Annotated in this window: 23 protein-coding genes; 13 read left to right on the top strand and 10 right to left on the bottom strand. The window is 70.7% G+C overall.

Annotated elements, in window-relative coordinates:
- Positions 1-41: 41 nt before the first annotated feature.
- The 5 genes from xylA to HD593_RS56725 all read left to right on the top strand — a co-directional run bounded on the left by xylA (position 42) and on the right by HD593_RS56725 (position 6,331).
- Positions 42-1,187, top strand: coding sequence for a xylose isomerase (gene xylA, locus HD593_RS56745; RefSeq protein ID WP_185111115.1), 1,146 nt, complete (start codon positions 42-44; stop codon positions 1,185-1,187).
- Complete coding sequence (locus HD593_RS56740; RefSeq protein WP_185111113.1) at positions 1,184-2,617, top strand: xylulokinase; 1,434 nt, start codon at positions 1,184-1,186, stop codon at positions 2,615-2,617. Before xylA ends, HD593_RS56740 begins: the two co-directional genes overlap by 4 nt.
- Positions 2,618-2,880: 263 nt before the next feature.
- Positions 2,881-3,564 (top strand): DUF998 domain-containing protein, encoded by a 684-nt coding sequence (locus HD593_RS56735; protein ID WP_185111112.1) that lies wholly within the window; start codon positions 2,881-2,883, stop codon positions 3,562-3,564.
- A gap of 56 nt (positions 3,565-3,620) precedes the next feature.
- On the top strand, positions 3,621-5,963 hold the full coding sequence (locus HD593_RS56730) for a sensor histidine kinase (RefSeq protein ID WP_185111110.1): 2,343 nt from the start codon (positions 3,621-3,623) through the stop codon (positions 5,961-5,963).
- Positions 5,960-6,331, top strand: a complete 372-nt coding sequence (locus HD593_RS56725; protein WP_185111108.1) for a DUF742 domain-containing protein — start codon at positions 5,960-5,962, stop codon at positions 6,329-6,331. Before HD593_RS56730 ends, HD593_RS56725 begins: the two co-directional genes overlap by 4 nt.
- Positions 6,332-6,337: 6 nt before the next feature.
- Here the strand turns inward: HD593_RS56725 and HD593_RS56720 are convergent, their stop codons facing one another.
- From HD593_RS56720 to HD593_RS56695, 6 genes are all read right to left on the bottom strand, one after another.
- The gene (locus HD593_RS56720; protein ID WP_185111106.1) at positions 6,338-6,910 is read right to left on the bottom strand and encodes a GTP-binding protein; all 573 of its coding nucleotides are present in this window, start codon (positions 6,908-6,910) and stop codon (positions 6,338-6,340) included.
- On the bottom strand, positions 6,891-7,253 hold the full coding sequence (locus HD593_RS56715) for a DUF742 domain-containing protein (protein WP_185111104.1): 363 nt from the start codon (positions 7,251-7,253) through the stop codon (positions 6,891-6,893). Before HD593_RS56715 ends, HD593_RS56720 begins: the two co-directional genes overlap by 20 nt.
- Positions 7,250-7,657 carry a roadblock/LC7 domain-containing protein gene (locus HD593_RS56710; RefSeq protein WP_185111102.1) on the bottom strand — a complete coding sequence of 136 codons (408 nt, stop codon included), beginning with the start codon at positions 7,655-7,657 and terminating at the stop codon, positions 7,250-7,252. Before HD593_RS56710 ends, HD593_RS56715 begins: the two co-directional genes overlap by 4 nt.
- The gene (locus tag HD593_RS56705; protein ID WP_185111100.1) at positions 7,654-9,780 is read right to left on the bottom strand and encodes a sensor histidine kinase; all 2,127 of its coding nucleotides are present in this window, start codon (positions 9,778-9,780) and stop codon (positions 7,654-7,656) included. Before HD593_RS56705 ends, HD593_RS56710 begins: the two co-directional genes overlap by 4 nt.
- A gap of 164 nt (positions 9,781-9,944) precedes the next feature.
- Positions 9,945-10,847 (bottom strand): PrsW family intramembrane metalloprotease, encoded by a 903-nt coding sequence (locus tag HD593_RS56700; protein WP_185111099.1) that lies wholly within the window; start codon positions 10,845-10,847, stop codon positions 9,945-9,947.
- The gene (locus HD593_RS56695) at positions 10,844-12,451 is read right to left on the bottom strand and encodes an FAD-dependent oxidoreductase (protein ID WP_246547290.1); all 1,608 of its coding nucleotides are present in this window, start codon (positions 12,449-12,451) and stop codon (positions 10,844-10,846) included. Before HD593_RS56695 ends, HD593_RS56700 begins: the two co-directional genes overlap by 4 nt.
- Before the next feature lie 249 nt (positions 12,452-12,700).
- Here HD593_RS56695 and HD593_RS56690 point away from each other — a divergent pair, with 249 nt between their 5' ends.
- Entirely contained in the window at positions 12,701-13,375 is a 675-nt protein-coding gene (locus HD593_RS56690) for a hypothetical protein (RefSeq protein ID WP_185111098.1), read from the top strand.
- A gap of 90 nt (positions 13,376-13,465) precedes the next feature.
- The gene (locus HD593_RS56685) at positions 13,466-13,936 is read left to right on the top strand and encodes a hypothetical protein (RefSeq protein WP_185111096.1); all 471 of its coding nucleotides are present in this window, start codon (positions 13,466-13,468) and stop codon (positions 13,934-13,936) included.
- Here the strand turns inward: HD593_RS56685 and HD593_RS56680 are convergent.
- From HD593_RS56680 to wecB, 3 genes are read right to left on the bottom strand one after another with little or no spacing between them, the layout of a single operon-like run.
- A complete protein-coding gene (locus HD593_RS56680; RefSeq protein WP_185111094.1) occupies positions 13,933-14,901 on the bottom strand; it encodes a winged helix-turn-helix domain-containing protein in 969 nt (322 codons plus the stop codon). The two genes, HD593_RS56685 and HD593_RS56680, sit on opposite strands and share 4 nt — an antisense overlap.
- A gap of 6 nt (positions 14,902-14,907) precedes the next feature.
- Positions 14,908-16,944: a glycosyltransferase family protein gene (locus HD593_RS56675; protein ID WP_185111092.1), complete on the bottom strand. Its 2,037-nt coding sequence runs from the start codon at positions 16,942-16,944 to the stop codon at positions 14,908-14,910.
- Between the two features lie 54 nt (positions 16,945-16,998).
- Positions 16,999-18,129, bottom strand: a complete 1,131-nt coding sequence (gene wecB / locus HD593_RS56670) for a non-hydrolyzing UDP-N-acetylglucosamine 2-epimerase (protein WP_185111090.1) — start codon at positions 18,127-18,129, stop codon at positions 16,999-17,001.
- A 218-nt stretch (positions 18,130-18,347) separates the two neighbouring features.
- On the opposite strand from wecB, the gene HD593_RS56665 reads away from it, so the two are divergent.
- From HD593_RS56665 to HD593_RS56645, 5 genes are all read left to right on the top strand, one after another.
- Complete coding sequence (locus HD593_RS56665; protein ID WP_312904397.1) at positions 18,348-19,868, top strand: glycosyltransferase family 4 protein; 1,521 nt, start codon at positions 18,348-18,350, stop codon at positions 19,866-19,868.
- 133 nt (positions 19,869-20,001) lie between these two features.
- Positions 20,002-21,249 carry a nucleotide sugar dehydrogenase gene (locus HD593_RS56660; protein WP_281402529.1) on the top strand — a complete coding sequence of 416 codons (1,248 nt, stop codon included), beginning with the start codon at positions 20,002-20,004 and terminating at the stop codon, positions 21,247-21,249.
- Between the two features lie 19 nt (positions 21,250-21,268).
- Complete coding sequence (locus HD593_RS56655) at positions 21,269-22,357, top strand: glycosyltransferase (protein WP_185111085.1); 1,089 nt, start codon at positions 21,269-21,271, stop codon at positions 22,355-22,357.
- A 28-nt stretch (positions 22,358-22,385) separates the two neighbouring features.
- A complete protein-coding gene (locus HD593_RS56650) occupies positions 22,386-24,203 on the top strand; it encodes a DUF4434 domain-containing protein (RefSeq protein WP_185111083.1) in 1,818 nt (605 codons plus the stop codon).
- Positions 24,204-24,265: 62 nt separating this feature from the next.
- Positions 24,266-24,931 (top strand): NUDIX hydrolase, encoded by a 666-nt coding sequence (locus HD593_RS56645; RefSeq protein WP_185111081.1) that lies wholly within the window; start codon positions 24,266-24,268, stop codon positions 24,929-24,931.
- Here the strand turns inward: HD593_RS56645 and HD593_RS56640 are convergent.
- Positions 24,921-25,376 carry an alpha/beta fold hydrolase gene (locus HD593_RS56640; protein ID WP_221525437.1) on the bottom strand — a complete coding sequence of 152 codons (456 nt, stop codon included), beginning with the start codon at positions 25,374-25,376 and terminating at the stop codon, positions 24,921-24,923. The two genes, HD593_RS56645 and HD593_RS56640, sit on opposite strands and share 11 nt — an antisense overlap.
- A gap of 13 nt (positions 25,377-25,389) precedes the next feature.
- Here HD593_RS56640 and HD593_RS56635 point away from each other — a divergent pair, with 13 nt between their 5' ends.
- Complete coding sequence (locus HD593_RS56635) at positions 25,390-25,623, top strand: TetR-like C-terminal domain-containing protein (RefSeq protein WP_221525436.1); 234 nt, start codon at positions 25,390-25,392, stop codon at positions 25,621-25,623.
- The last annotated feature ends 65 nt before the right edge of the window (positions 25,624-25,688 follow it).

Genomic DNA, 25,688 nt, shown 5'->3' with positions numbered 1-25,688 from the left:
AACCGCTTGTGAACAACTGATCGCCAGGGGAGCATCGAATCATGTACGAGCCAACCCCTGACGATCGGTTCACGTTCGGGCTGTGGACGGTCGGCTGGCAGGCGCGCGATCCGTTCGGGGACGCCACCCGGGCGCCCCTCGACCCGGTCGAGAGCGTGCACCGGCTTGCCGAGCTGGGGGCCTACGGCGTCACCTTCCACGACGACGACCTGCTCGCCGTCGAACCCGATCGCGAGAGGGCGATCGCGTCCTTCCGGAAAGCGCTAGCCGAGACCGGGCTGAAAGTGCCCATGGCCACCACCAACCTGTTCACCCACCCCGTCTTCCGCGACGGCGCCTTCACCAGCAACGACCGTGACGTGCGCCGGTACGCCCTGCGCAAGGTCATGCGCAACCTCGACCTGGCCGCCTCGCTGGGCGCCTCCACCTACGTGTGCTGGGGCGGCCGCGAGGGGGCCGAGTCCGACGCGGCCAAGGACGTACGCGCCGCGCTCGGCCGCTACAAGGAGGCCATCGACCTGCTCTGCGGCTACGTCCGCGAGCGCGGCTACGACCTGCGCTTCGCCATCGAGCCCAAGCCGAACGAGCCCCGCGGCGACATCCTCCTGCCCACCATCGGCCACGCCCTCGCGTTCATCGGCGAACTGGAGCACCCCGAGATGGTCGGCCTCAACCCCGAGGTCGGCCACGAGCAGATGGCCGGGCTCAACTTCGTGCACGGCATCGCCCAGGCGCTGTGGCACGGCAAGCTCTTCCACATCGACCTCAACGGCCAGCACGGCCCGAAGTACGACCAGGACCTGATCTTCGGCCACGGTGACGTGATGAGCGCGTTCTTCCTGGTCGACCTGCTGGAGCACGGTGGTTACGACGGGCCGCGGCACTTCGACTACAAACCTTTGCGCACCGAGGATCCCGGGGATGTCTGGGTTTCGGCCGCGGCGAACATGCGGACGTACCTGATCCTCAGGGAGAAGGCCCGAAACTTCCGCGCCGACCCCGAGGTGCGCGAGGCGATGCGGGCCTCCCGCGTCGAGGAGCTCGGCCTGCCCACGCTCAACCGCGGCGAGACGCTGGCCGACCTCGCGACGGACGACTTCGATCCCGAGGCAGCGGCCCGGCGCGGATACCATTTCTCCCATCTGAACCAGCTTGCGCTGGAGCACTTGTTAGGAGTTCGTGGGTGACGCTGGTCGCTGGGGTCGATTCCTCCACGCAGAGTTGCAAGGTCGTCATTCGAGACGCGGAGACGGGAGAGCTGGTCCGGCAGGGCCGTGCCGCTCACCCGGCGGGCACCGAGGTGCACCCCTCCCACTGGTGGACCGCGTTGTTGCGGGCCATCGAGGAGGCCGGTGGGCTCGACGGCGTGGCCGCCATCAGTGTGGGCGGGCAGCAGCACGGCATGGTCTGCCTGGACGAGTCCGGAAATGTCGTACGCGAGGCGTTGTTGTGGAACGACACCCGCTCCGCCCAGGCCGCCCTCGACCTGATCGCCGAGCTGGGCGGGCCGCAGGCGTGGGCCGACGGCGTGGGCTCGGTGCCCGTGGCGTCGTTCACGGTGACCAAGCTGCGCTGGCTGGCCGAGCACGAGCCGGACAACGCCCGCCGCACGGCCGCCGTGTGCCTGCCGCACGACTGGCTCACCTGGCGCCTGTCGGGCGCGCTGGCGTCCGGCGTCCCGTTCTCCGCCGCCGCCTGGGCGGACGCGCCGCTGCCTCCGCTGTCGCACCTGGTCACCGACCGGGGTGACGCCTCGGGCACCGGCTACTGGTCGCCCGCGACGGGCGCCTACCGTACGGACCTGCTCAAGGCCGCCTTCGGCGCGGTCCCGCTGCTGCCCAGGGTGCTGGGACCGGCCGAGGAGGCGGGCGCGGCCGTGGCGGGAGGGCCCGGCCCGATCCTGATCGCCCCCGGCACGGGCGACAACATGGCCGCCGCGCTGGGCGTGGGAGCCCGGCCGGGTGACGTCGTGGTCTCGCTGGGGACGTCCGGCACGGCGTTCGCGGTCGCGGAGACGCCCAGCGCCGACCCCACGGGCGCGGTCGCCGGCTTCGCCGACGCCACGGGCCGCTTCCTGCCACTGGTGGCCACGCTCAACGCCGCCCGCGTCCTGGACGCCGCCGCCCGCGTCACCGGGGTCTCCCTGGACGAGCTCGGCACCCTCGCCCTCCAGGCGCCCCCCGGCGCCGGTGGGCTCACGCTGGTCCCCTACCTGGAGGGTGAGCGCACCCCGAACCGGCCCACCGCCACCGGCTCCGTCCACGGCCTCACCCTGGCCACCTCCACCCCCGCCCACCTGGCGCGGGCCGCCGTCGAAGGCATGCTCTGCGGCCTGGCCGACGCGCTGGACGCGCTGGCCATGCGGCCGGAGCGGGTGCTGCTGATCGGCGGCGCGGCCCGCTCGGAGGCGGTCCGCCGGATCGCCCCCACGATCTTCGGCGTCCCGATCACGGTGCCGCCGCCCGCCGAGTACGTCGCCGACGGCGCCGCCCACCAGGCCGCCACGCTGGTGACCACGCCTGACTGGCGGTCGGGCGACACGGCCGTGTACGAGGGCGAGGCGATCCCCTCGATCCGCGACCGCTACGCCCGCGCCACGGGACACATCCTGGACTGACCGCCTGTCGGCGAGCGGGCACCAGGAAACCGGCTACCAGGGTGAGCGTCGGCAGTGCGACGCTCACCCTGTTCGTCACGCTGAAGGCCGCGCCCCAACAGGAGCCTGCCCGGCCGGCACGCCTTCCAGGGTGAGCCGGGCGAGGGGCGCGACGGCCAGGCCCATGCCAGGGGCCGGCGAGTGGTGACTCAGGGGCGGCTCAGGGTCGGGTCGGGGATGGGACCGGATGCCGGAGAAGGGGGCAGGCCGGGAGAGTTGGTGTCATGACCGCAGTGAAGAGGCTCTCCCCCTGGATCGCCTGCGCCTCGATTCTGTTCTCGGTGGTCGCCGTGGTGGCGGGCCAGCTCGGCCCCGACCCCTACCTCGACCCCATGAACGTCACCATCAGCGAGTACGCCGTGTCCGACCGCGGGGGCGTCACGGAGGTCGCGATGGCGGTGCTCGGAATCGGGTCCCTGGCGCTGCTGGCGGGGCTGCGGTCGGTGGGGGCGCCCATCAAGGGCGCGCCGCAGTGGTTGCTGATGGTGTGGTCGGGCGCTCTCGTGGTGGCCGCGTTGGTCCCGACCACGCCCATCGGCCAGGACCTCGACCTGGCGGCCCAGATCCACCGGTACGTCTCGGTCGCGGCGTTCGTGAGCCTGCCCGCCGCCGGCGCGCTGATGGTGCCCAGGCTGGCCTCAGACGCCTCCTGGAAGCCCGTCGCGAGGGCGGTGGAGTGGGTGGCCCTGGCGGGGGGTTTCGGGCTGCTGGCCATCACGTACGTGGCCATGCCCGGCGAGCGGGTGATGATCGGGCTCGTCGAGCGGTTGCTGCTGGGCGCGGAGGTGGCGTTGCTGGCCGTGCTGGCGGGCTGGCTCGTACGGCTCACGTGGCAGCGGAGCGCCGCACGGGCCGCCATGGCCGCAAATTTCCCGACATATCACAGATTTATCGCTAGTCGATCTTAAAAGCATCTGTTTCGGTGCTATTCTCTCCCGCGATCTTCTATCCGGGAGCAGGTGTCATGGCATCGGGCAGATCCATCAGATTCAAGATCTCGACGCTGCTCGTCATCCCCTTGATCTCCCTGATCGCGCTCTGGGGCTTCGCCGCGAGCACCACGTCGGGAGAGGCTCTCAACCTGCTCAAGGTCGAGACCATCTGGACCGATGTCATCAACCACACCGACGGCCTGGTCGGCAACCTGCAGACCGAGCGCCTGGCCTCGGCGCAGCGCCTGGCCGGCACGAGCGGCGACCCGGACGCCCTGGCCAAGGCCCGGGCCAAGGTCGACAACAACAACAAGACGCTGCGCCAGCGGGCGCTCGGCGAGGACGCGCAGTCGGCGCTGACGGACGACATGAAGACCCAGCTCCAGACGGTCTTCGAGGCGATCGACCGGCTGCCGGACATCCGGCGCAAGGTGGACGACCGCCAGCTCACGCCGGGCGGCCTCGTCACCGAGTACGCGAAGATCTCCGACGAGGTCCACCTCCTGTACTCCCGGCTGACGATGAGCACGGACCTGGAGCTGGCGCTGCAGGCGCAGGGCCTGATCTCGGCCGACGAGGTACGCGAGCTGCTGGCCCGCGAGCACGCCCTGATCGTCGCCGCGAACGGCCGGGCGAGCATGCACGACGTGCACCTGCTGGCCGGCATCGACGGCACCCGCAGGCACCTGTTCCCGAAGGCGCTGGCCAACCTCGACACCGAGCTGCGGGCCCCGTTCGAGAAGCTGTACTACTCGCCCCGCTACGTCACCATGGAGAACCTCCTGGAGGCGTACATCGGCGGCGAGCCGCTGGACCTGGACCTCTGGCGGGGCATCTCGGACCAGGTGCAGAAGGAGTACCGCGAGTCGATCTGGCGCACCGGTGACAAGCTGCTGGCCAGGATGGAGCCCGCGGGCGTGGGCATCGCGGTGCGGGCCGGGGTCGCCGGCGCGCTCGGCCTGATCGCGGTCATCGTCTCGATCGTCATCTCCGTCAGGATCGGCCGCAGGCTCACCCGGGAGCTGGGGGCGCTGCGCCGTACCGCGCTGGACCTGGCGGAGATCAGGCTGCCGGACGTGGTGGCCAAGCTGCGCAAGGGCGAGCCCGTGGACATCGCGGCCGAGGCCCCGCCGATCACGGTGAGCCAGAAGTCGACCAGCGAGGTGCGCGACCTGGCGGCGGCGTTCGACAGCGTGCAGAGCACGGCCGTGGACGCCGCCGTCGAGCAGGCCAAGCTGCGCGAGGGCGTCTCCGAGGCGCTGCGGAACCTGGCCAGGCGCAGCCAGTCGCTGCTGCAGCGCCAGCTCAGGCTGCTGGACGAGATGCAGCGCCAGACCGAGGAGCCGGAGGCGCTGGAGCGCCTGTTCAAGCTCGACCACCTCACCACCCGCATGCGCCGCCACGCGGAGGGCCTGGTGCTGCTCTCCGGCGGCGCGGCGGGCCGCAGGTGGCGCGGCGTCATCCCGATGGAGGACGTGCTCAGCGGCGCCGCCGCCCAGGTGGAGGAGTACACCCGGGTACGCGTCTACCCGATGCCCGAGGCCGGTGTCTCCGGCTCGGCGGTGGCCGACCTCATGCACCTGTTCGCCGAGCTGATCGAGAACGCCACCACCTTCTCCTCGCCCAGCAACGAGGTGGCGGTGCACGGCGAGATGGTCGGCAGGGGCTTCGCGGTCGAGATCGAGGACCGCGGCCTGGGCCTGGACGAGGCCACGCGCAGGGCCATCAACGAGCGGCTGGCCAGCCCGCCGGAGTTCGACGCGTCGCAGACCGAGCGGCTCGGGTTCGCGGTGGTCGGCATGCTCGCGGCCAGGCACGGCATCAAGGTCACGCTCAAGCCGTCGCCGTACGGCGGGACCACGGCCATCGTGCTCATCCCGGCCACGCTGGTGGAGCCGATCGCGATGCCGGTGCAGCCGGTGGAGTTCGAGCCGGTGCCGGTCTCGGTGATCCGGCCGGACCCGCAGGAGGTCACGGGGCCGGGCGAGCTGCCCAGGCGCGTACGCACCAGCAGGCGCAACGGCACCGCGTCCACCCCTGCGGCGCTGCCGCAGCAGGCACCGCCGCAGGACGACGCGCCGCCGCGGCAGTTGCCCCGCCGCGAGCGCCCGGCGGGCCTGCCCCAGCGCCAGCGGGCCGAGGGGCCGCCACAGCGCGAACGGCAGGCGGGGCTGCCGCAACGGGAACGGCAGCCGGGGCTGCCGCAGCGTGAAGGGCAGACAGGGCTGCCGCAACGGCTCGGCCAGGAGCCACCCGCCACGCCACCGATCGAGGAGCGTTCGCCGGAGGAGACCAGGGCGCTGCTCTCCTCGCTCCAGTCCGGCTGGCAGCGCGGACGGCAGGAAAGCGACCAGGATGGGGGATCTCAATCGTGAGCCGCGAGCACGAGTGGGTTGACGAGGAGGCCGGGCCTGTCGTGCGGCCGTACGCGGTCGCGCGGGGGCGCACCAAGTCGGCCGCCGCCGAGGTCGACCTGCTGGCGACCGTCGCCTCGACGGGGGTGCCCGTCCCCGCCAAGGCCGAGCTGAGCGCCCAGCACCGGCGCCTGCTGGCCGTGGCGGGCAAGAGCAGGCCCGTCGTGGAGATCGCCTCCGACCTGGGCCTGCCCGTCGGCGTCGTACGGGTGCTGCTGGGGGACCTGCTGGAGCACGGCCTGGTGACGGTGCGCCCGCCCCGCGACAAGGCGACCACCCCGACGGAGAGCCTGCTCCGCGAGGTGATCAACGGTCTCAGGGCGCTGTGACCACGATCAGTTGGCCGAGGTGAGCGTCCTCAGCGAGTGCTCGACCAGCGTGATCATGACCTCCTTGGCCGAGGTCCTGCGGCGTACGTCGCAGAGCAGGACCGGGACGTCGTCGTCCAGGTCGAGCGCGATGCGCACGTCGTCCACGCTGTGCCGTTCGGCGCCGTCGAAGCAGTTGACGGCCACCACGAACGGCGTGCCGCGCTGCTCGAAGTAGTCGACGGAGGGGAAGCAGTCGGTCAGCCGCCGGGTGTCGGCGATCACGACCGCGCCCAGCGCGCCGTAGGACAGCTCGTCCCACATGAACCAGAACCGCTCCTGACCCGGCGTGCCGAACAGGTAGACGACCAGCCCCTCGCGGATCGTGATGCGGCCGAAGTCCATCGCCACGGTCGTGGTGGTCTTGGCCTCGACCCCGTCGAGGTCGTCGACGCCGATCCCGCGGTCGGAGAGCACCTCCTCCGTGCGCAGTGGCTTGATCTCGCTGATCGACCCGACCAGGGTGGTCTTGCCGACGCCGAACCCCCCGGCGATCAGGATCTTGAGCGCGACGGGGTCCTCAGAGAGCACGGAGTCCATTGATCACTTCCTTGAGAATGCGCTCATTCGACCGCGCTCCTCCGGCTGAGGGCGACGTCACCGAGATGAGGCCGTGGTCACGCATGTCACCGAGCAGGACCCGGATGACGCCGACGGGCAGGTCGAGCTCGACGGCCAGGTCGGCCAGCGAGATCGGTTCACGGGCCGCCCGCAGGATGAGTTGCTGTTCGGGCCCGAGGTCGCCAGGGGGGTCGCCGATGGCGCGCACGGTGGCCACGAGGTCGAACGCGTCTCCTGATGAGCGCGTGCGACCGCGAATGAGAGCATAAGGCCGGACGACGGGTCCCGCCTCCTCATCGAACCACTGCGGGCTATCGCTCATGACGCTCCAGCGCGCGGGTTGGTGGTGATGTGCTGGCCCACCCGCTTGACCAGCATCGCCATCTCGTAGGCGATCTGACCGACGTCCACGTTCGCCTCGGCGATCACCGCCAGGCAGGTGCCCTGGCCCGCCGCCGTCACGAACAGGAACGCCGACTCCATCTCCACAATGGTCTGGCGCACGTCGCCGCCGCCGAAATGCCGCCCGGTGCCGCGGGCCAGGCTCTGGAACCCGGCCGCCACGGCCGACAGGTGCTCGGCGTCCTCGCGGGTCAATCCCTTGGAGTGACCCACGGCCAGGCCGTCGGTCGACAAGATGACCGCCTGGCGCACGGCGGCGACCCTCGTGGCGAGGTCGTCCAGCAGCCAGTTCAGCTCACCGGCGTTGGTGGTCGGCGCACTCATGCATCCCCCTTACTCATGGGCCCCTCCTGGGAGGCTTCTTCTCTGGCGCGTTGGGTCCCCCGCTGGAAGGCGGAGAACAGGTCGCGTACCTCGTCGGGAGAGCGTTCCGCCGGCTCGGGTGCCGGCTCCTGCTCGGGCTCCTCCGGGGTCTCCTTGAGCTGCGGGGCCAGGTTCGCCTGCCGTACCCGCCTGGGCAGCCCCGCGTGGGTGCCGGAGCTCACGACCGCGAGCGCCTTCTTCCTCGTACGGCTCGGCAGCGCGGCCTTGCCGTCGCCGCCGGCCGCCTCCAGCGCGGACTGCTCGGTCACCAGCGCGCGCGGCACCAGCACGATGACCGTGGTGCCGCCGAACGGCGAGCGGCGCAGCAGCACCTTGATCCCGTGGCGCTGGGCCAGCGTGGCGACCACGAACAGGCCGAGCTGGTCGCTGTCGGCCAGGTCGAACTCGGGGGGCGCGGCGAGCAGCGCGTTGAACCGCGCGTACTCGTCGGCCGACAGCCCGAGCCCCCTGTCCTCCACCTCGATGGCGTAGCCGTTGCTCACCATGTCGCCGCGCACCTGGACGGCGGTGTCGGGCGGCGAGTAGATGGTGGCGTTCTCGACGAGCTCGGCCAGCAGGTGGGTGACGTCGGCCGCGGCGGTGCCGTCGATGGCGCCCGCCGGCATCGTCTCCACGGAGACCCTGGTGTAGTCCTCGATCTCGGAGACCGCCGCCCGGACGATGTCGATCACGGGCACCGGCTTGCGCCAGGCGCGTCCGGGTGCGGCGCCGGACAGCACGATCAGGCTCTCCGCGTGCCGCCGCATGCGCGTGGTCAGGTGGTCCAGGCGGAAGAGCTCCTCCAGCCTGTCGGGGTCGTGGGTGCGCCGCTGCATGCCGTCGAGCAGCGCGAGCTGGCGGTGCAGCAGGCCCTGCTTGCGCCGGGCGAGGTTGAGGAAGACCTGGCCGATGCCGTGCCGCAGCGCCGCCTGGCCGACCGCCGCCGTCACGGCGGTGCGCTGCACGTACCCGAAGGCCCTGGCCACGTCGGTGATCTCAGCGGAACCGCTCACCTTGATCGCCTTGGCCTCCTTCCGTACGTCGACGTCCTCGCCCCTGCGCAGCCGCGCCACGATGTCGGGCAGCCGCCGGCCGGACAGCTCGACCGCGGCGGCGCGCAGCCCGGCCAGCTCTCCGGCCAGGCGACGACCGAAGCGTACAGAGATGATGATCGACGCGAGCACGGCGATCAAGCCGAGGCCGCCCGCGATGGCGATCTCGACGACGGTGCCGGTGGCGGCCTGCGACGTACGGGCGGCCAGGGTGTCGGAGGAGCTCTTGCCGAGGTCGTCGAGGCGGCCGGTGAGCTGGTCGACGGCCCGGTGCCAGCCGTCGGCGTCGGCGGGAGGGGCGCCGATCTTGATGACGCGCGACTCCATGGTGGCGAAGGTGAGGAACGGCTCGGTGGCGAAGACCTGCTCGTACGGCCTGCGCAGCGTCACGTCGAGCCCGGCCAGGCCGCGAGAGTGCAGGAACTTCCTGGAGGCCGCGTACTCGGTGAAGGCCGCCGTCTCCTGCGGGGTGAGCCGGCCGTCGGACAGCGCGCCGATGGCCAGGGCGTGCTCCCTGGCGATGTACTCCCTGGCCATGCCCATGGCCTGCAGCGACGAGGCCTGCTGGAAGATCTCCAGGTCGGAGACCGTGATCAGGTGGTCGTAGAGCTGGAAGAGGGCGTCGAGCACGCGGTTGTACTCGGTCAGGCCGTCCAGGCGGGAGCTGATCCCGTTGTCGATGTCCGACCGGATCAGGGCGAGCCTGTCGAGAGCCATGTTGAGGGTGTCGAGTGGCCGCCGGAGATCGTCGCCGACCGCGCCGCCGGCGTCGGTGACGGCCTGCCTGAAGTCGGTGACCGACTTGTCGGTGCGGGCGCGCTGGCCGCCGAGCACCTCGGTGAGTTCACGCGTTGTGAGCGCCTCCGCGGAGCGCACGCGCTCGGCCTGAAGCTGAAGTCCCAGGTCGGTGGAGGTGACGCCGATCGTGTCGTAGAGGGTGTTCGCGCGGAGCAGTGACTGGGCGTCGCCCATGGTGAGGTTGAGGACGAAACCCCAGAGCGCGCTCAGAGACAGGAGGGGTAGCAGCAGCAATAAAAAGATCTTGAACCGAATTGACCGGTTTCGCGAGCCCATGTCCCAACCTCGAGTCGGGGGCATTTCCACACCTTGTGTAAATACACCTCCGGAAGATCGCACAGGAGACTAGCACCGATTATGCTTCCGGCGCAGTGGGAGGAAGGCGTTCATTACCGTGATTATTGGGACAAGATCCCCCGATCCCGGCGCGCCGAGGCCACCGTCGTCCACAGCCACCCGAGCGCGACCAGCGAGATCACGATGAGTCCCGCCCAGTTCAGCAGCGTGTACACGTGCACCTGCCACTGCGTCACGTGCGGCACCCGGCCGATGCGCAGCAGCTCGAACTGCCACGGCCGCCCGGTCAGCACCAGCGTGATCGCGATCGCGATGGCGCTCATCGAGTCCCACAACGCGTGCAGCAGCGAGACGCCCAGGTAGGTCAGCACGACCGGCCCGGTCACCCGCCCACCCGCGCGGAACAGCGCCCCGCCCGCGATCGCCGTCCACAGGCCGTGCCCGACCGGCGTCAGGATGCCCCGCAGCACCTCGGTCTCCACGAGCTGCGTCAGCGACAGGCCGCCCGCGGTGAACAGGGCGTTGAAGGCGTAGCCCGCGCTCTCGAAGGCGGCGAAGCCGAAGCCGACGGTGGCGCCCAGCACCACCCCGTCCCTGGTCGCGCGCCTGACCACGTGCCGGGTGACGAAGACCAGGGCCGCCAGCTTGACGCCCTCCTCGATCAGGCCGACGAGCACGTACACCAGCAGCGACGGCCGCAGCAGCCAGCTCTCCAGCAGCGACGCGCCCAGCACCCCCAGCACGCCGCCCACCACGAACGCCACGAACAGCCGCTCGACCGTCACCTCCGGCGAGCGCCCCCGCCCGTACGCCCACACCACGAACGTCACCGGCACCAGGAAGCTGCCGAACAGCACCACCGTCGGCACCAGGTTCGAGTTCCCCGTCCACGCGGTCACCACCACGGTGGCCAGCCAGAGCACCAGCCCCGTCAGGAAGATCCGCAACCACAGGGCCGTCGTCGTGCCGTCTCCGCCGCTGTCCGCGGTCACAGGGCCCTTCATGGCGCCAGCTCCGCCACGGCGCGCAGGGCCGCCGCGACGGCCGCCTCGCCGCGCGCGGCGGGCTCGGCGTCGGAGCCCGCGATCGCGATCCTGCCGAACCGGCCGCGCGCCGCGTCCGCCGGGAACGGCCCGTCCGGGTAGAACGCGTGCCACGGCCGGCAGTACTCGGGCGCCAGCGCGTGCCCCCACCGGTGCACCGTGATCGCCGCGATGCCCCCGCCGGGGTCGAAGCCGGCCGGGCCGAGCAGCCGGGCGAGCTGATCCCTGACCGTGTGCTCCAGCGTGCTGTACGGCGTCCTGAGCAACTCCCGCCTGCCCGCAGCCGACCCCGTCCCAGGGCCCAGCTCGGACCGGCACGGCGTGGCCAGCATCCGCACGGTGTCCGGAGGCGTGAACTCGCTCGCGCACCAGTACGCCCCCGTCCACCGCACCCGCCGCACGCCCAGCCGCCGCCAGGCGCCCGGGTCGCGCAGCCGTACGGTCGCCTCCAGCAGCGGCACCCGCGTCGCCTGCCGCAGCGCCCGCCGCCGCTCCTCCGGCAGCTCGGGCACCAGGTACGGCACCACGGCGCTCCAGCAGGCCAGGATCACCGCCCCCGCCTCCACGGTGCGCACCTGATGCCCGTCGAAGTACCCCACGGTCGCGGACCCGGCGCCGTCCCGTACGGACACCACCGGGCTGGACGTCCGGACGCGCACCCGCCGGTCCAGCGGAGGCACGGCGGCCACGGGCGCGGGCCCGTGCCAGTGCCGGCGGACGGTCGGCGAGTTGTACCTGGAGGGCTCCTCCCTGCCGAGCCCCAGCCCGGCGAAGCCCGGATACCCGGTGCCCCAGGCGTCGATCGCGCCGAACGCCCGCGTGTCGTACCCCCAGCCGGGGCTCGGCATGGTCCTGCAGAACCGCTCCGCGTCGGGATGCGCCCCGCACACCTCCCGCAGGAACTGCGCGTACGTCAGCTCCGCCAGCCGCTCCTGCTTGCCCTCGGCCGGCAGCCCGGGGAACCAGTCGGGCGGGTCCTCGTGCAGGGCGCGCAGGTCCCGCCGCGCCTGCCAGGCGATCGGCAGCCGGTCGATCCAGCCGGGGGAGGAGGTCTCGACCAGGGTGTCGGCGCCGAAGCTCTCCGCGTCGCACATCACGGCGTCGAAGGCGGCCGGCCCGGCGAGGGCTTCACGGCTGCCGATGGCCTCGCGGTCGCCGGAGGTTTCGCGGTCGCCGGGGGCCTCGCGGCCGGCGAGGGGTTCGCGGTCGCTGAGGGCTTCGTGGTTGTCGAGCAGGAGGACGCTCGCCCGCGGGTGGCGGCGCAGCCACTCGGCCGCCGCGCTGCGCCCGCCGCGCCCTCCTCCCACCACAACGAGGTCGTGACTCTCCCCCGTGGGCACGGGCGGGCCGGCGTGCGCCCAGAAACGGCCGTCCCGCAGCGCGTGCGCGACGCTGAGCGCCTCACTGGTGTCGCCGCGCACCGTGAAGGCGTCCGGCGGGTCCGGCGGCTTGAGGGCCGTTCTCCCGGTCGCGCCGCCGGCCACGCAGCTCACGGCGATGCCGTCGAAGAAGTCCCTGCGGGTGATGGGCACGTCCATCCCGAGCGCGCGCGGAGAGAAGCTCATGCCGCGATCATCAGCAGCCGGGAGAAAAGCCGCATCGGGACGCGCAGGGCTCGGGAAACATTTTGCCCGCCCTATTACCGCGAGGCCGATTTGACGGGCGGTGCCGATCTCGCCCGCATCATCCCAGGTAGTGACATGGCGGAGAACCGGGAATCCGCTGAATCCCGTGAATACCGACGTTACTCTCTCCTGTGCTCCTCACTTCCTCTAGCGTTTTGACCAATGTCCATGTAGCGAAATGGAGCGGCCATGCATAAAGCAATTCCCGGGATATTCCTGAGCACTCTGGTCATCGCCGGATGTTCCTCGGCGGAGGAGCCCGCGCCCCCCGCCGCCTCGGCGCCGCCCGCGCAGTCGTCCGCCGCCAGCGCCAAGCTGCGCGCCGCGCTGCTGCCGGTGCCCAAGGGCATGAGCGTCGCGTACGGCCCCGAGCTGGGCGAGTTCGGCACGCTCAAGTCCACCCAGCAGGGGCTGGAGGCCGTCCGCAAGGCCAGGGCGCAGCACCCCGAGTGCGCGGGGGCCGCCCAGCTCGACGCCGCCAAGCCGGAGGTGGCCAAGTCGCCCGCCGCCGTCGTCGCCTTCTCCGCGGCCCGCGGCTCGATCACGCAGGCCGTGGTCTCGCTGCCGAAGGCCGCCTTCCCCGAGCCGCTGCCGAAGCAGTGCGCCGACTACACGGCCGACGTCGGGGGCGCGAAGGTCACGTACAGGACCAAGACGCTGGACATGCCCACCAAGGGCGACCAGTCGCGGGCCTACCTGACGACGGCGGCGGGCGAGAAGAACAACGCGCAGATCGGCTCGGTCATGATCAGGCGGGGGACCCTGATCATGAGCATGCTGGTGGTCGGGCAGCGGGTCAAGCCGCAGGGCCTGTACGAGCTGGCGAACCTGGCCGACCAGAACCTCGCCCGCGTGAAGCCGTAAGTTTCGCGATCTTTGGAAGTGTCGGAGGCGGCTCCGCGGCCCTTGTTAACGTCCCGAACGTTGATCAGGACCGACTTCTCAGGGGGACACATGATCGTACGCCGAGCCGCCGCCCTCCTCGCCGGATGCGCCGCGAGCCTCGCGCTGGCCGTGCCGGCCGCGCAGGCCGCCACCACCGTCGACCTGGTGCGGTACTACAACGGCGCCAAGCACTGGAGCACCACGGGCGAGGCGCCCGGCGGTAAGTACAGGCCGGAGGGGCGCGTCGCCATCCTGGCCAACCGCGCGCCGGGCACCATCCCGCTGTACGGCTGCATGGCCGGCCACGCCAAGCTCGACCAGTTCCTGAGCCTGCGGCGCGACTGCGAGGGCGACAACAACAGCTACCTCAGGCTGGAGGGCTACCTCTACGCCAAGCCCACCGCCGGCTTCACCCGCCCGATCTACCGCTGCCACTGGGCCGCGGCCGACAGCCACTTCTACTCCATCAAGGCCGACTGCGAGAACACGCCCACCACCAAGGTGACGGCCGAGGGCCGGCTCGGGTACGTCAGGGGCTAACCGGCGACGCCGTACAGGTCCATGAGGACGGCCGCGCGGGGCGTCCTGTAGACGTGGATCTCCCTGCCGTCCCGCCGCCGCTCGATCAGACCGGCCGACTCCAGCCAGTTGCAGTGGTAGGAGACCACGTTCGGGGCGTGCTTGACGCGCCTGGCCAGCGCGCCCATCGTCAGCGGGCGGTCCAGGCCGGTCAGGATGGCCGAGCGCACGTCCCCGACGAGGACCTCCAGCCTGTCGTCGCGCTCCTCGCGCCCGGGCTCGGCGCCCGGCAGGGGGTAGCCGATCCACACCGCGTCGGGGCCGTCGAGGCGGGCGATGAGCGCGTTCGGGCCCGCGAGCATGGGCATCAGCACCAGCCCGCGCGAGCCGATGGAGAACCGCTCGGGCTCGAAGTCGGGGAAGCTGAGCGTGCCGTCGGTGAAGCTGCAGCCGGCGTGCAGGTCGTTCAGCACCACGTCGAGCGACCTGCGCGCGGCGGCCACCGCCACGCGCTCGACCTCGCGCTCGAACAGCGGCCGCGCCCGGCTCCACACAGGCCGCATCGCGGCCCAGGCCGCCTCGACCAGGTCGGCGTAGCCGTGCAGCCAGCGGTCCGGGTCCTTCAGCGCGGGGTGCCAGTGCGCCGGCGGCTGCCCGTCGGTGATCGTGTCCAGCTCTTCCAGCAGGGCGTCGGGCCGCAGGTCGCGCAGCATCTCGACCTGTGACGGAACGTCCAGGTCGCGGGTGAACTCGCCGGGCAGCACCAGGTCGGGCAGCACGCTGAAGCCCGGGGTGGCCAGCGAGCGCAGCACCATCTCGTCCGGGATCCTGGCGGCCGAGCGCACCAGGCGGCGCCACGGCTCGGGGGCGCCCCTGGTCCGGCCCGAGAGCGCGTCGGTGATCAGGGCGAGCATGGACAGGCCCGGTGTCAGCGTCACCGACACCGGGATCCGGTCAAGCCGTTCGATGACCAGGCTCGTACGCATGCGCCGCTAGATGAGGACGTGCGCGTCCGGGCGGCCGACGAAGGAGAACTGGGCGTTCCTGGTCAGCTTGATGTGGTCGGCCTGCCAGGTGTGCATCGCGGTGTCGGCGCTGCGCCAGTAGACGAAGTTGAACCGGTCCGCCGAGTAGATCTTGACGCCGTCCTCCTTCAGCCGCCGCACGAGGTGGGTGTCCTCGCCGCGGGTGATGTCGGCGAACGGGTACGTGCGGAACAGGTCCGCCTTGCCGAGGAACGTGCCGCCCTGGACCAGCCACGAGTACCGGTGTTCGAGCCCGGGCAGCCGGAACATGGTGGTGTTGCTGCCCTCGAAGTAGGCGTAGTGCGCGCCCTTGCCGGTCATCTCCGCGTCGGAGTAGTCGAAGGAGCGCACCAGGTCCGACAGGTAGTGCTCGCCGTACAGGTTGTCGTCGTCCATCTTGGCGATCAGCTCGCCCTCGGCGGCGGCGATGCCCAGGTTCATGCACGCGCCGAGCGACAGCGAGGCGTCAGCGGGCAGGACGGTGACGTCCGTGATGCCCGCCATGCGGGCCTTGTCGGCCACCACGACCGGGTCGATGTCCAGGCCGTGCAGCACCATGACGAGCTGCAGCGGCCGGTGGAGCTGCTTGGCGACCGAGGAGATCGCGTGCTCGATCTGGGAGGCGCGGTTGGTGGGCAGCACGACGGTGATCGAGCGCGACCGGGGCGTCACCTGGTGGCCGAGGTCCTGGAGGATCTGGTCCACACGGTGCGAGAACAGGTGCTTGTCGAACACCTCGCGCATCGCCAGGTGCCCCATCCTGGCCCGCAGCTCCGGGCTGTTGATCAGGTGCAGGACCTGGTTGTACGACTCGATCGGCTCGCGCGCGATCGGGATCAGCTCGCCGAACGTCTCCTCGATGGCCCGGGACCACCCCGACACCACGGGCGTGGAGCAGGCGGACAGCTCGAAGACGCGCCGCGCGCACATGGTCGGCGAGTCGAGCACGGAGTTGACGTTGAGGAAGACCTTGTACATCCGGTACGCGGCCAGCATCTGGTCGTAGGGCAGCTCGCCCACGATGTGCGGCCGGTACTTCTCCGGCCAGGCGTACTTCTCGTCCACCTCGCCGTTGCGCGCGAAGATGTGCAGCCCCAGCTCCCTGACCGGGTCGAGCACGACCTCCATCTGCTCGCGGCGCTCGGGGTGCTTGTCGCGGAAGTACATGCCGGCGAAGACGACGTCGTGCAGGCGGCCCTTGTTCTGCTGGATCGGGTTGTGCACGCGGGGCTGGGCGGCGAACTGCAGCACGTCCACCCGGTCGTGTCCCAAAATTTCCCGATATTTCGGCAGCATGTCACCGTCGCAGGTGAACACGTAGTCGAACAGCTTGGCCGTGTCGATGAAGAAGTCGAAGTTCGGCGGGTCCTCCTTGTTCCAGAAGACCGTCGGGATGCCCTCGCTCCTGCACCAGGCCACCAGGTCGCGCAGCGGGTCCTTGGGCGCGTTCGTGCCGGTCATCTGGTAGCGCCAGCGGCCCTGGTTCCCGTGCCAGGCCGACTCGCAGAACAGCAGGTCGGGACGCTTCTCGGCGAAGATCTCCGGCCAGTCCTTGAGCCCGAACTCGATCTGGTCCCACTCGTAGCGGAAGGCCATCCTGGAGAAGTCGTCCAGGATCACCGCGACCTTCAGGTCGGGCCGGTTCACCGGGCCGTTCGGCCACTTCACCGCGGGCACCTCGACCAGCGGCGGCTTGTTCTCGGCCGCCGCGATGGCCAGGCTCACCGGGATGGGCGCCTTGGGCGCCTTCTCCCGCGACCGCACCGCCTCGACGATCTTCCCCGGGCTCTTCGAGCCCAGGGCCTCGCCCAGCTTGTACGTGCGCTTGGCCTGCGTGGCCTCCAGCTTCCAGGTGGCGTACGCGGCCTTGGCCTCGGCGATCTCCAGCCGCCGGCGCAGCTCCCTGACCTCCGCCTCGTACCGCTCGACGAGCTTGCGCTCCTCGGGCAGCCAGTTGACGGGGCCGAGACGCTGGTAAGTGGGCTGTTCAGGGGTTTCGGCCATGGTGGTACGCCAATCGCTCAGCAGAGGTAAGTCATAGTACGGCGGTTATCGCCGTTATTCGGGTCGTTTGCCCTGAGAGGCAGGCGCGAGGTTGTCCCCCTTGAGCCAGGCGGCGATCACCGTGGCGATGCGCGGCCCGGACTTGCCGTCCCACAGCACCGGCAGCTCGCCCGCAGGGGTGGCGGCCCCGTCGGCCAGCGCCTTCTCCGCCGCGGCAGGCAGCAGCGCGGGCGTGACCAGGCGGTTCGTGCCGTGGGTGATCGTGATCGGGCGCTCGGTGTTGGGCCTGACGGTCAGGCAGGGGACGCCCAGCATGGTGGTCTCCTCCTGGACGCCGCCGGAGTCCGTGACGACCAGCGCGGCACCGCGGACGAGTGAGAGGAAGTCCACATAGCCCAGCGGGTCGACCACCTTGATCGACTCGCCGTCCACAAGGCCCGCCTCGGCCAGCCGTACCTTGCCGCGGGGGTGGATCGGCACCACGATCGGGACCTGGCGCGAGACCTCCAGCACCGCGTCGACCAGCTCCTTGGCGGCCTCGGGGGTGTCCACGTTGGCGGGGCGGTGCAGGGTGGCGACCGCGTAGCGCTCCGGCAGGCCGAGCCGCGCCACCACGGGGGCCGGGTCGAGCTTGGGCAGCGCGGAGAAGAGGCTGTCGATCATCGGGTTGCCCACCAGGTGCACCTTGGCCGCGGGCACGCCCTCGTTCGCCAGGAACGCCAGCGCCTCCGGCGAGGTGGCGAAGAGCAGGTCGGCCAGCGCGTCGGTGACGACCCGGTTGACCTCCTCGGGCATGCCACGGTCGAACGAGCGCAGCCCCGCCTCCACGTGTGCGGTCGGCACGCCCAGCTTGGCGCAGACCAGGATCGCGGCCAGCGTGGAGTTGACGTCGCCGTAGACGACGACCAGGTCGGGCTGGTGCTCCTGGACGACCTCCTCCAGGCCCACGAGCAGCGCCGCCGTCTGCTTGGCGTGGCTGCCGGAGCCCACTCCCAGGTTCGCCACCGGCTCGGGCAGGCCGAGGTCGGCGAAGAAGACGTCGGACATCAGCGCGTCATAGTGCTGACCAGTGTGGATGATGCCCTGCCGCACGCCGAGCTCGCCGAGTGCCCGCACCACCGGAGCCGCTTTCACGAAATTGGGACGAGCACCCAATACGTGCAGGACCAGGGGGTTCTCCCTCATTGACCTCGCCTTTCATAGCGGAAGGGAAAAAACGCTGCCTATGGTACGGTCCCACCGTGGCATCCGACGCCAGTCGTCAAGACTCCTCCCGTTCATCAGACAGGGTTTCCGCGAAGTCCGCCCGTGCCGGCGTCGGTGGGCTTCTCAAGGGATTCGTCCAGCACCCGATCATCGTCTCCCGCGTGGTGATGACGAAGGTCAAATCAGACCCTGTACGCGTGGCACAGGCCGCCGCCGACACGCTCCCGCCGAAGTTGCGGCCCATCGTCGGCAGCGTCGCCTGGCCGGCCGCCCGGCGGGCCAGGCGCATCGTGCGCAAGTTCGGCATGCGCGTGGTCAAGGGGCCGTGGAACGAGGCCAAGGAGCACTGGGACGCCGGCCGCGTCAGCGAGGCCGCCGCCGTGCTCGAGGCCCACACCAAGTACCCGTTCGTCAAGCGCAGGGCCGCCTACTACCGGGGCGAGCTGGCCGCGATCAGCCCCGACCCGATCCCGCCGGGGCCCAAGGTGGCCATCCTGAGCCGGGTCCAGAACCGGGTCCTGCACGTGGTCACCAACGCCCTGCCGTACACGCAGGCCGGCTACACCGTCCGCACCCACCGCATCGTCACCTCGCAGAAGGCCGCGGGGATCGACCCGCACGTGGTCACGAGCTGGGGCTGGCCGATGTTGCAGGGGCACGCGGACGCGACGCCGTACGAGGAGATCGACGGCATCCCCTACCACCGGCTGCTGCCCGAGCCGCACGGCGAGATGCCGTTCGAGACCCAGGGGCGCATCATCAGGGGCGCCGACCGGGTCACCAAGCTCACCGCCGAGCTGCGGCCGCAGGTCCTGCACGCCGCCACCGACCACCGCAACGGCTCGATCGCGCACGCCGTGCGCGACAGGACGGGCACCCCGTTCGTGTACGAGGTCCGCGGCTTCCTGGAGGAGACCTGGGCCTCCCGCGACCCGATCCGCGTCGGCAGCCAGCGGCAGGTGCTCCAGCGCGAGCGCGAGGCGTTCCTGATGCGCGAGGCCGACGCGGTCGTCACGCTGGCCGAGACGATGGCCGCCGAGATCGTCGAGCGCGGCGTGCCCAGGGAGAAGATCCACCTGGCGCCCAACGCCGTGGACGACTCGCTGCTGACGGCGCACTACGACGGGGCCTCGTTCCGCCGCGAGTACGGCATCGCCGACGACGAGATCGTGGTCGGCTCGGTGTCCAGCATCGTAGCCTACGAGGGCTTCGCCACCCTGCTGAGGGCCGCCGCGCTGCTGCGCGACCAGCGGACCCCCGTACGCGTGCTCATCGTCGGCGACGGCACCGAGCGCCCGAACCTGCTGGAACTGGTCGAGGAGCTGGGGCTGAGCACCGCCATCCTGCCCGGGCGCGTCGGTCCCGACGAGGCGCTGCAGGCGCAGGACGCCATCGACATCTTCGCCTGCCCGCGTGAGGACCTGCGGGTTTGCCGACTTGTTACGCCATTGAAACCCGTCGAGGCGATGGCGCTCGGCAAGCCCGTCGTGCTCAGCGATCTGCCCGCCTTGTCCGAGCTCGTGGGCTCCGACGGCGCCGGGATGCTGGTGCCGGCAGGCGATCCGGCCGAGCTGGCCAAGGCGATCGCGGGGCTGCGCGAGGACCCTGCCAAGCGCGCCGAGATGGGCGAGGCGGGCCGCGCGGAAGTCGCCGCGAAGCGCACGTGGAGCCGCGTTGCCGAGACTTATCAAGCCCTATACCGCTCGCTTGCCGATTGATGACCATGAATCTTCCTTCCGTTTGGGACGGGTTCGGTCGCATTAGGCGTGAGCTAGGTGGACTTGAGATAACCTTTGCGACCATGAAGTGTTGTTTCCGGCTCCCAAAGGCACAGCTGTGACAGAAATCGACTTGACTGTCATCGGCCTGGGCTACGTCGGCATGCCTCTCGCCAAGGAGGCTGTGGCCGCCGGCCTGCGGGTCGTCGGCCTGGACGTGGACCCCGCCAAGGTCGACGCGCTCAGCGCCGGGCAGTCCTACATCGATGACCTGACCGACGCCGATCTCGAGCACATGCTGGCCAACGGGTTCAGCGCCACGCTCGACGAGACCGTGCTGGCCAGGAGCAACACGATCGTCATCTGTGTGCCCACCCCGCTGGACGACGACCACCGCCCCGACCTGTCCGCCGTGGAGGGCGCAACCAAGGCCGTCGCTCGCAACCTGAGCAAGGGCACGCTCGTCGTGCTGGAGTCCACCACGTGGCCCGGCACCACCGACGAGCTGGCCAGGCCGCTGCTGGAGACCTCCGGCCTCAAGGCCGGCGAGGACTTCCACCTGGCCTTCTCGCCCGAGCGCATCGACCCGGGCAACCCCAAGTTCGGCCTGCGCAACACCCCCAAGGTCGTCGGCGGTTACACGCCGACCTGCCGCGACCGCGCGACGGCGTTCTACGGGCGGTTCATCGAGCAGGTGGTGCCGGTCAGCGGCACCCGCGAGGCCGAGATGGCCAAGCTGCTGGAGAACACCTACCGCCACGTCAACATCGCCCTCGTCAACGAGATGGCGATCTTCTGCGACGAGCTCGGCATCGACCTGTGGGAGGCCATCGAGGCGGCGGCCACCAAGCCGTTCGGCTTCCACAAGTTCCTGCCGGGTCCGGGCGTCGGCGGGCACTGCATCCCCGTCGACCCGTCGTACCTGTCGTACACGGTGCGCAAGCTCGGTTACCCGTTCCGGTTCGTCGAGCTGGCACAGGAGATCAACGAGCGGATGCCGTCGTACGTGGTCGCTCGGGTACAGCGCTTGCTCAACAGGCATAAGAAGCCCGTGAACGGCGCCAAAGTCGTTATGCTCGGCGTCACCTACAAACCGGATATCGCCGACGAGCGTGAGACCCCGGCCCTCCCCGTGGCGCGTGCGCTGCTGGAGCTGGGCGCGGAGCTCTCGTTCGCGGACCCGTACGTCAAGGAGTGGGCGGTGGACGGCACCCCGGTGCCGCGTGAGGAGGATCTGGCCGAGGCCGTGATCAACGCGGACGTGACGCTGCTGCTGCAGCAGCACGCCGCGTTCGACCTCGACATGGTCGAGGCGAAGGCCAAGCTCGTGCTGGACACCCGCGGCGTGCTCGCCGAGGGTGAACGCGTCGAGCGGCTGTAGCGACGGAGGGCTGCGCGCAGTGCACGTGCTCGTCATGACGGTGGTGCATAACCCCGAGGACGCGAGAATTCTGCATCGGCAGATCCGTGCCCTTGTGGATGCCGGTCATGAGGTCACGTATGCCGCCTCGTTCACCGCGCACGGCGTCGTCCCCCGGCCGTGGGTCAACGGCGTCGACCTGCCCCGGGCCGCCCAGCGCAAGCGGATGGCCGCGGTGTGGGCCGCGCGCCGGCTGTTCAAGCGCATGCGGAACAAGGTCGACCTCGTCCTCATCCACGACCCCGAGCTGCTGTTCGCGGTCTGGGGCATCCGCAACAGGCCGCCCGTCGTGTGGGACGTGCACGAGGACACCCCCGCCACGCTCTCGCTCAAGCCGTGGCTGCCGGCGCCGCTGCGGCCGCCGGTGCGGTTCCTGGCGCGCATGCTCGAAGGCACCGCCGAGCGGCACATGCACCTGCTGCTGGCCGAGACGGCGTACGCGGGCCGGTTCAAGCACGCCCACCTGATCGTGCCGAACGAGACCTGGGTGCCCGACTCCGTCACCCCGCCCGGTGACGACCGGATCGTCTACCTCGGGTGGCTGTCCAGGGCTCGCGGGGTGTTCGAGGCGGTCGAGGTGGCCAAGCTGCTGCAGCCGTACCGGGTGGCGGTCGAGCTGATCGGGTACGCAGACCCGCAGAGCCGTCCGATGCTCAACCAGGCCGTCACGGAGGGCCTGCTGGAGTGGCGCGACTTCATGCCCAACGACGAGGCGCTCAAGCGGCTCGACGGGGCGCTGGCGGGCCTGTCACTCCTGCACGACGAGCCGAACTACCGGCACTCCATGCCGACCAAGATCGTCGAGTACATGGCGCACGGCATCCCCGTCATCACCACCCCGTCGCCGCGCGCGGTCGAGCTCGTGGAGCGCTACGACAGCGGCGTCGTGGTGCCGTGGCAGGACCCGAAGGCGGTCGCGCAGGCCGTGCTGACGCTGCGCGACGACGTACGGGAGCGGCGGGCCCAGGGTGCGCGGGGTTACGCGGCGGCCCGCGCGAACCACCACTGGCCCAACTCGGCCAAACGGTTCGTCGCGCAGCTGGAGTCCTGGGCCGGAGTCAAGCCGTAACTTCCGAGGGCGGAGTAGGTTCCTGAACGTGCGCTGGCTCTTCGTGGTCGCGGGCGCGGCCATCCTGGCCGTGGTGGCCGCCGTGATCATCGTCCTGCCGTCCGGCGATCCGGAACCCGTGCCGGCCAAGTCCGCCGCGCCCAAGCCGTCGAGCGCCGAGCCGACGCCCATGGTGGACGAGTTCACCGACGACTGTGGAACGTTCGACACCGACCAGAAGGCCCCGTACGCGGTCACCGGCTACTGGATCACCCCCAAGTCGAACCCCTGCACCTGGCGCAAGCAGCTCCAGGAGATCCACCGCGTCGGCGGTGACACGATCATCAGGATCGGCTACGGCCTCCAGTTCCGCAACGTCTCCGACGCCGGCGAGGTGCTGGACAAGGACGGGAAGCTCGACTCGCTCTACAAGCCGTGCGAGGAAGACGGCCTGACCTGCCACGACGCCGCCCTGCGGGACCTCCAGGAGGCCAACCCGGACAACCGCATCGGCCGCATGTACGTCTACCGCACCGACGAGGCGTTCGGGAAGGACCTGTTCCGCTGCCCCCAGATGGAGCACTCCATCGAGGCCGGCAAGCGCACCTACTACCGGCTGATCACCCAGGCCGACGGCTCCGACGACGCCACCTGCGACTTCAGCAGCAGGCCCCGGTCGTACGACATGATCCTCGTGGCCGGCTCGCCGCAGGACAGCCTGAAGAAGCTGCTCGACCTCGGCGACCAGTTCGGCATGCGGATCTTCCCCGCGCTGCCGCTCGCCCCGCGCGACCGGGACGCGCCGATCAGGGCCGAGAAGCGCCACCTCGGCACGCTCACCACGCTCACCCGGCGCATCCTCCAGGACTACGGCGTGCGCTTCGCGGGCCGCGACTCGCTCGGCGGGGTGTACCAGCCGTTCGAGGTGCAGATGTCGGCCACGCTGGCCACGAACCCGACGCTGGAGGTGTATGCCGACCAGCACACGATCGTCGACCAGGAGCTCCGCAAGCCGATCCTCATCAGCCCCTACCTCGACGCGCGCAAGCGGGTCGCCTTCGGGCAGACGCCCAAGCAGGTGGCCGAGGGGTTCAAGGCCCTGGTGAAGACCGGGGTGGGCATCATCGCGCCGCAGGACAGCCGGGGGACGGGCAAGGTCGGGCTGTTCTGGCCGGACGAGCGGGAGAGCGAGGTGGACGAACGCCTGCAGCCGCTGGTCGGGGAGTCCACGTACGACACCGCGTACCACGGGTCCACGCGCGACTACTACCGCGAGATGGCGGCGGCCCGCGAGGAGATGATCGACCAGGGCCACCACGTGGAGCTCTGGGCGAACGTCGAGGCCTTCGAGCCCTCCGGGGAGCAGCCGTGCGCGCCCACGGGCACGCGTGGCAAGACGGACAAGAAGCGCCTGGACCAGGCGGTCACGATGGCCGGGCGGTACGTGCAGAAGATCGTCTCCTATATGTGGAGCGATTTCATGACTTGTGGTGATCCGTCGCTGGAAAAGGAGATTGAGCGGGATTGGCAGCGGCCGATCGCGGTCGACGCGATCCGGCGGCCGCGCGACATCCAGGACGGGGTCGAGGTCCGCGGCTACAACCTCAAGAACGGCACCGTAACCGTGACCTGGTCCGGGGGGACCAAGGAGATGGTGGTGTCGGCGGTCGGGTGGCTGGATGAGGACCCGATCGAGGAGGAGCTGCCGGTGGGGATGGCTACGGCGTGGGTGCCGTTCGACTGGGCTCAGGTGCCGGCGGGGGAGTGGGTGCAGATCGGGGTCAAGCTGCCGTCGGGGCAGGCGACCACGGAGCCGCTGCACGTACGCATCTCCACGCAGGCGGCCGCGACAGAAGGCGGAGGTTGACCCGGCTCGCGGCGCTGTCGTCCGGTTCGCTGGCTCGAACTCCTGCGTGTAACGTGCCTGCCATGGTCCCGAGCATCCCGGTCAGTGTCGACCTGGTCGTGCTCACCGTACGCAACCAGGCGCTGTGCGCCCTGGTGTGGCGCCGCGACAACCCGCCGTTCCTGCGCCGCTGGTCACTCCCCGGCGGCTTCATCCAGCTCGACGAGGACCTCCCCGCAGCCGCCCACCGCCTCCTGTCCGAACGCGCGGGCCTGCCGGGCGCCCCGGTCCACCTGGAGCAGCTCCAGACGTACGGCTACCCGGACCGCGACCCCCGCCAGCGCGTCCTGAGCGTCGCCTACCTGGGGCTGGCCCCCGACCTCCCGGCCTCGGAGAAGGCCCACATGAGCTGGCAGCCGATCGACTCGCTCGCCGTCATGGCCTTCGACCACCGCCGCATCATGCTCGACGGAATCGAGCGGGCCCGCGCCAAGCTGGAGTACACCCCGCTGGGAGCGGCGTTCTGCCCGCCGGAGTTCACGGTGGCGGACCTGCGCAGGGTGTACGAGATCGTCTGGGGCCGCCACCTCGACCCGCGCAACTTCCACAGAAAGGTCACGAAGGCGGAGGGCTTCCTCCTGGAAACAGGCGGCACCACCACCCGCGACGGCGGCCGCCCCGCCAAGCTCTACCGCCGCGGCCCCGCCGAGCTCCTCCACCCCCCCATGCTCCGCAGCCTCAAGGAGTAGGCTCGGGCGGCACCGCCTCCGCGGCAACCACCCCGGCCAGCAGCTCGGCCGTGCCTTCCGGCGACTCCACCGGGAAGTGATGGCTACCCAGCTCGACGAGCACGATCTCGAGCCGATCCCCGTAACGCTCGATCGCCTCCCGAGTCACCAGCTCACGGATCGCGAACACCGTGACCGGCTGCCTGATCTCCCGCAGTGCCGCGTCCATGTCCCAGCGCACCAGCCCTTCGATGGACCGCACCCCCGCGGGCTGCCGCACGGCGACCATCTTCTCGAAGTACGCGTCCTTCAGAGCCGGATCCGTCCCCTCCGGCGACCCTCCCTCGACCAGCCCGCGCACCCCTGCGGCGAAGTCCTCCCGGAACACGCGCAGCATCCCCTCGACCTGCTCCTCGCTCATCGCCGGGAACAGGGACAGGTAGTGCAGCGCGTCGAGCGCGACCACGTGCGAGACCCTGGTGCGTGCCGTCGTCGGCACGGGCGGAGACGGCGCCGGCGTGTGCCGCAGGGAGCGCCAGCAGCAGCTCGAAGCCATACTCGAACGCGAACAGACCCGGGGTAACCCCACCCCGGCGACCGAGCGCGCCATCGACGCGCTGCTCGCCCCCCTCTACTACCGGGCCGTCTTCACCGACCAGGTCCCCACTCCCGAATGGGCGCGCACCCTCGTGTCACACCTGTTGCCGGACTGACGCCCGCCGACCCGGCCGAAAGTCCCGTCGCGGGTCCGGCGGTCCCGTCTCGCGGCCGATGTCCG

This window comes from Nonomuraea rubra (assembly GCF_014207985.1).
Lineage (GTDB): Bacteria > Actinomycetota > Actinomycetes > Streptosporangiales > Streptosporangiaceae > Nonomuraea > Nonomuraea rubra.
This window is presented reverse-complemented; position numbering and strand designations above follow the sequence as displayed.

Excerpts from the sequence above, each read along its gene's own strand:
- HD593_RS56645 (WP_185111081.1), top strand. The coding sequence starts at position 24,266 with ATGGTCCCGAGCATCCCGGTCAGTGTCGACCTGGTCGTGCTCACCGTA.
- HD593_RS56710 (WP_185111102.1), bottom strand. The coding sequence starts at position 7,657 with ATGAGTGCGCCGACCACCAACGCCGGTGAGCTGAACTGGCTGCTGGAC.
- HD593_RS56735 (WP_185111112.1), top strand. The coding sequence starts at position 2,881 with ATGACCGCAGTGAAGAGGCTCTCCCCCTGGATCGCCTGCGCCTCGATT.
- HD593_RS56715 (WP_185111104.1), bottom strand. The coding sequence starts at position 7,253 with ATGAGCGATAGCCCGCAGTGGTTCGATGAGGAGGCGGGACCCGTCGTC.
- HD593_RS56675 (WP_185111092.1), bottom strand. The coding sequence starts at position 16,944 with ATGGCCGAAACCCCTGAACAGCCCACTTACCAGCGTCTCGGCCCCGTC.
- HD593_RS56680 (WP_185111094.1), bottom strand. The coding sequence starts at position 14,901 with ATGCGTACGAGCCTGGTCATCGAACGGCTTGACCGGATCCCGGTGTCG.
- HD593_RS56685 (WP_185111096.1), top strand. The coding sequence starts at position 13,466 with ATGATCGTACGCCGAGCCGCCGCCCTCCTCGCCGGATGCGCCGCGAGC.
- wecB (WP_185111090.1), bottom strand. The coding sequence starts at position 18,129 with ATGAGGGAGAACCCCCTGGTCCTGCACGTATTGGGTGCTCGTCCCAAT.
- HD593_RS56690 (WP_185111098.1), top strand. The coding sequence starts at position 12,701 with ATGCATAAAGCAATTCCCGGGATATTCCTGAGCACTCTGGTCATCGCC.
- xylA (WP_185111115.1), top strand. The coding sequence starts at position 42 with ATGTACGAGCCAACCCCTGACGATCGGTTCACGTTCGGGCTGTGGACG.
- HD593_RS56695 (WP_246547290.1), bottom strand. The coding sequence starts at position 12,451 with ATGAGCTTCTCTCCGCGCGCGCTCGGGATGGACGTGCCCATCACCCGC.
- HD593_RS56700 (WP_185111099.1), bottom strand. The coding sequence starts at position 10,847 with ATGAAGGGCCCTGTGACCGCGGACAGCGGCGGAGACGGCACGACGACG.
- HD593_RS56730 (WP_185111110.1), top strand. The coding sequence starts at position 3,621 with ATGGCATCGGGCAGATCCATCAGATTCAAGATCTCGACGCTGCTCGTC.
- HD593_RS56720 (WP_185111106.1), bottom strand. The coding sequence starts at position 6,910 with ATGGACTCCGTGCTCTCTGAGGACCCCGTCGCGCTCAAGATCCTGATC.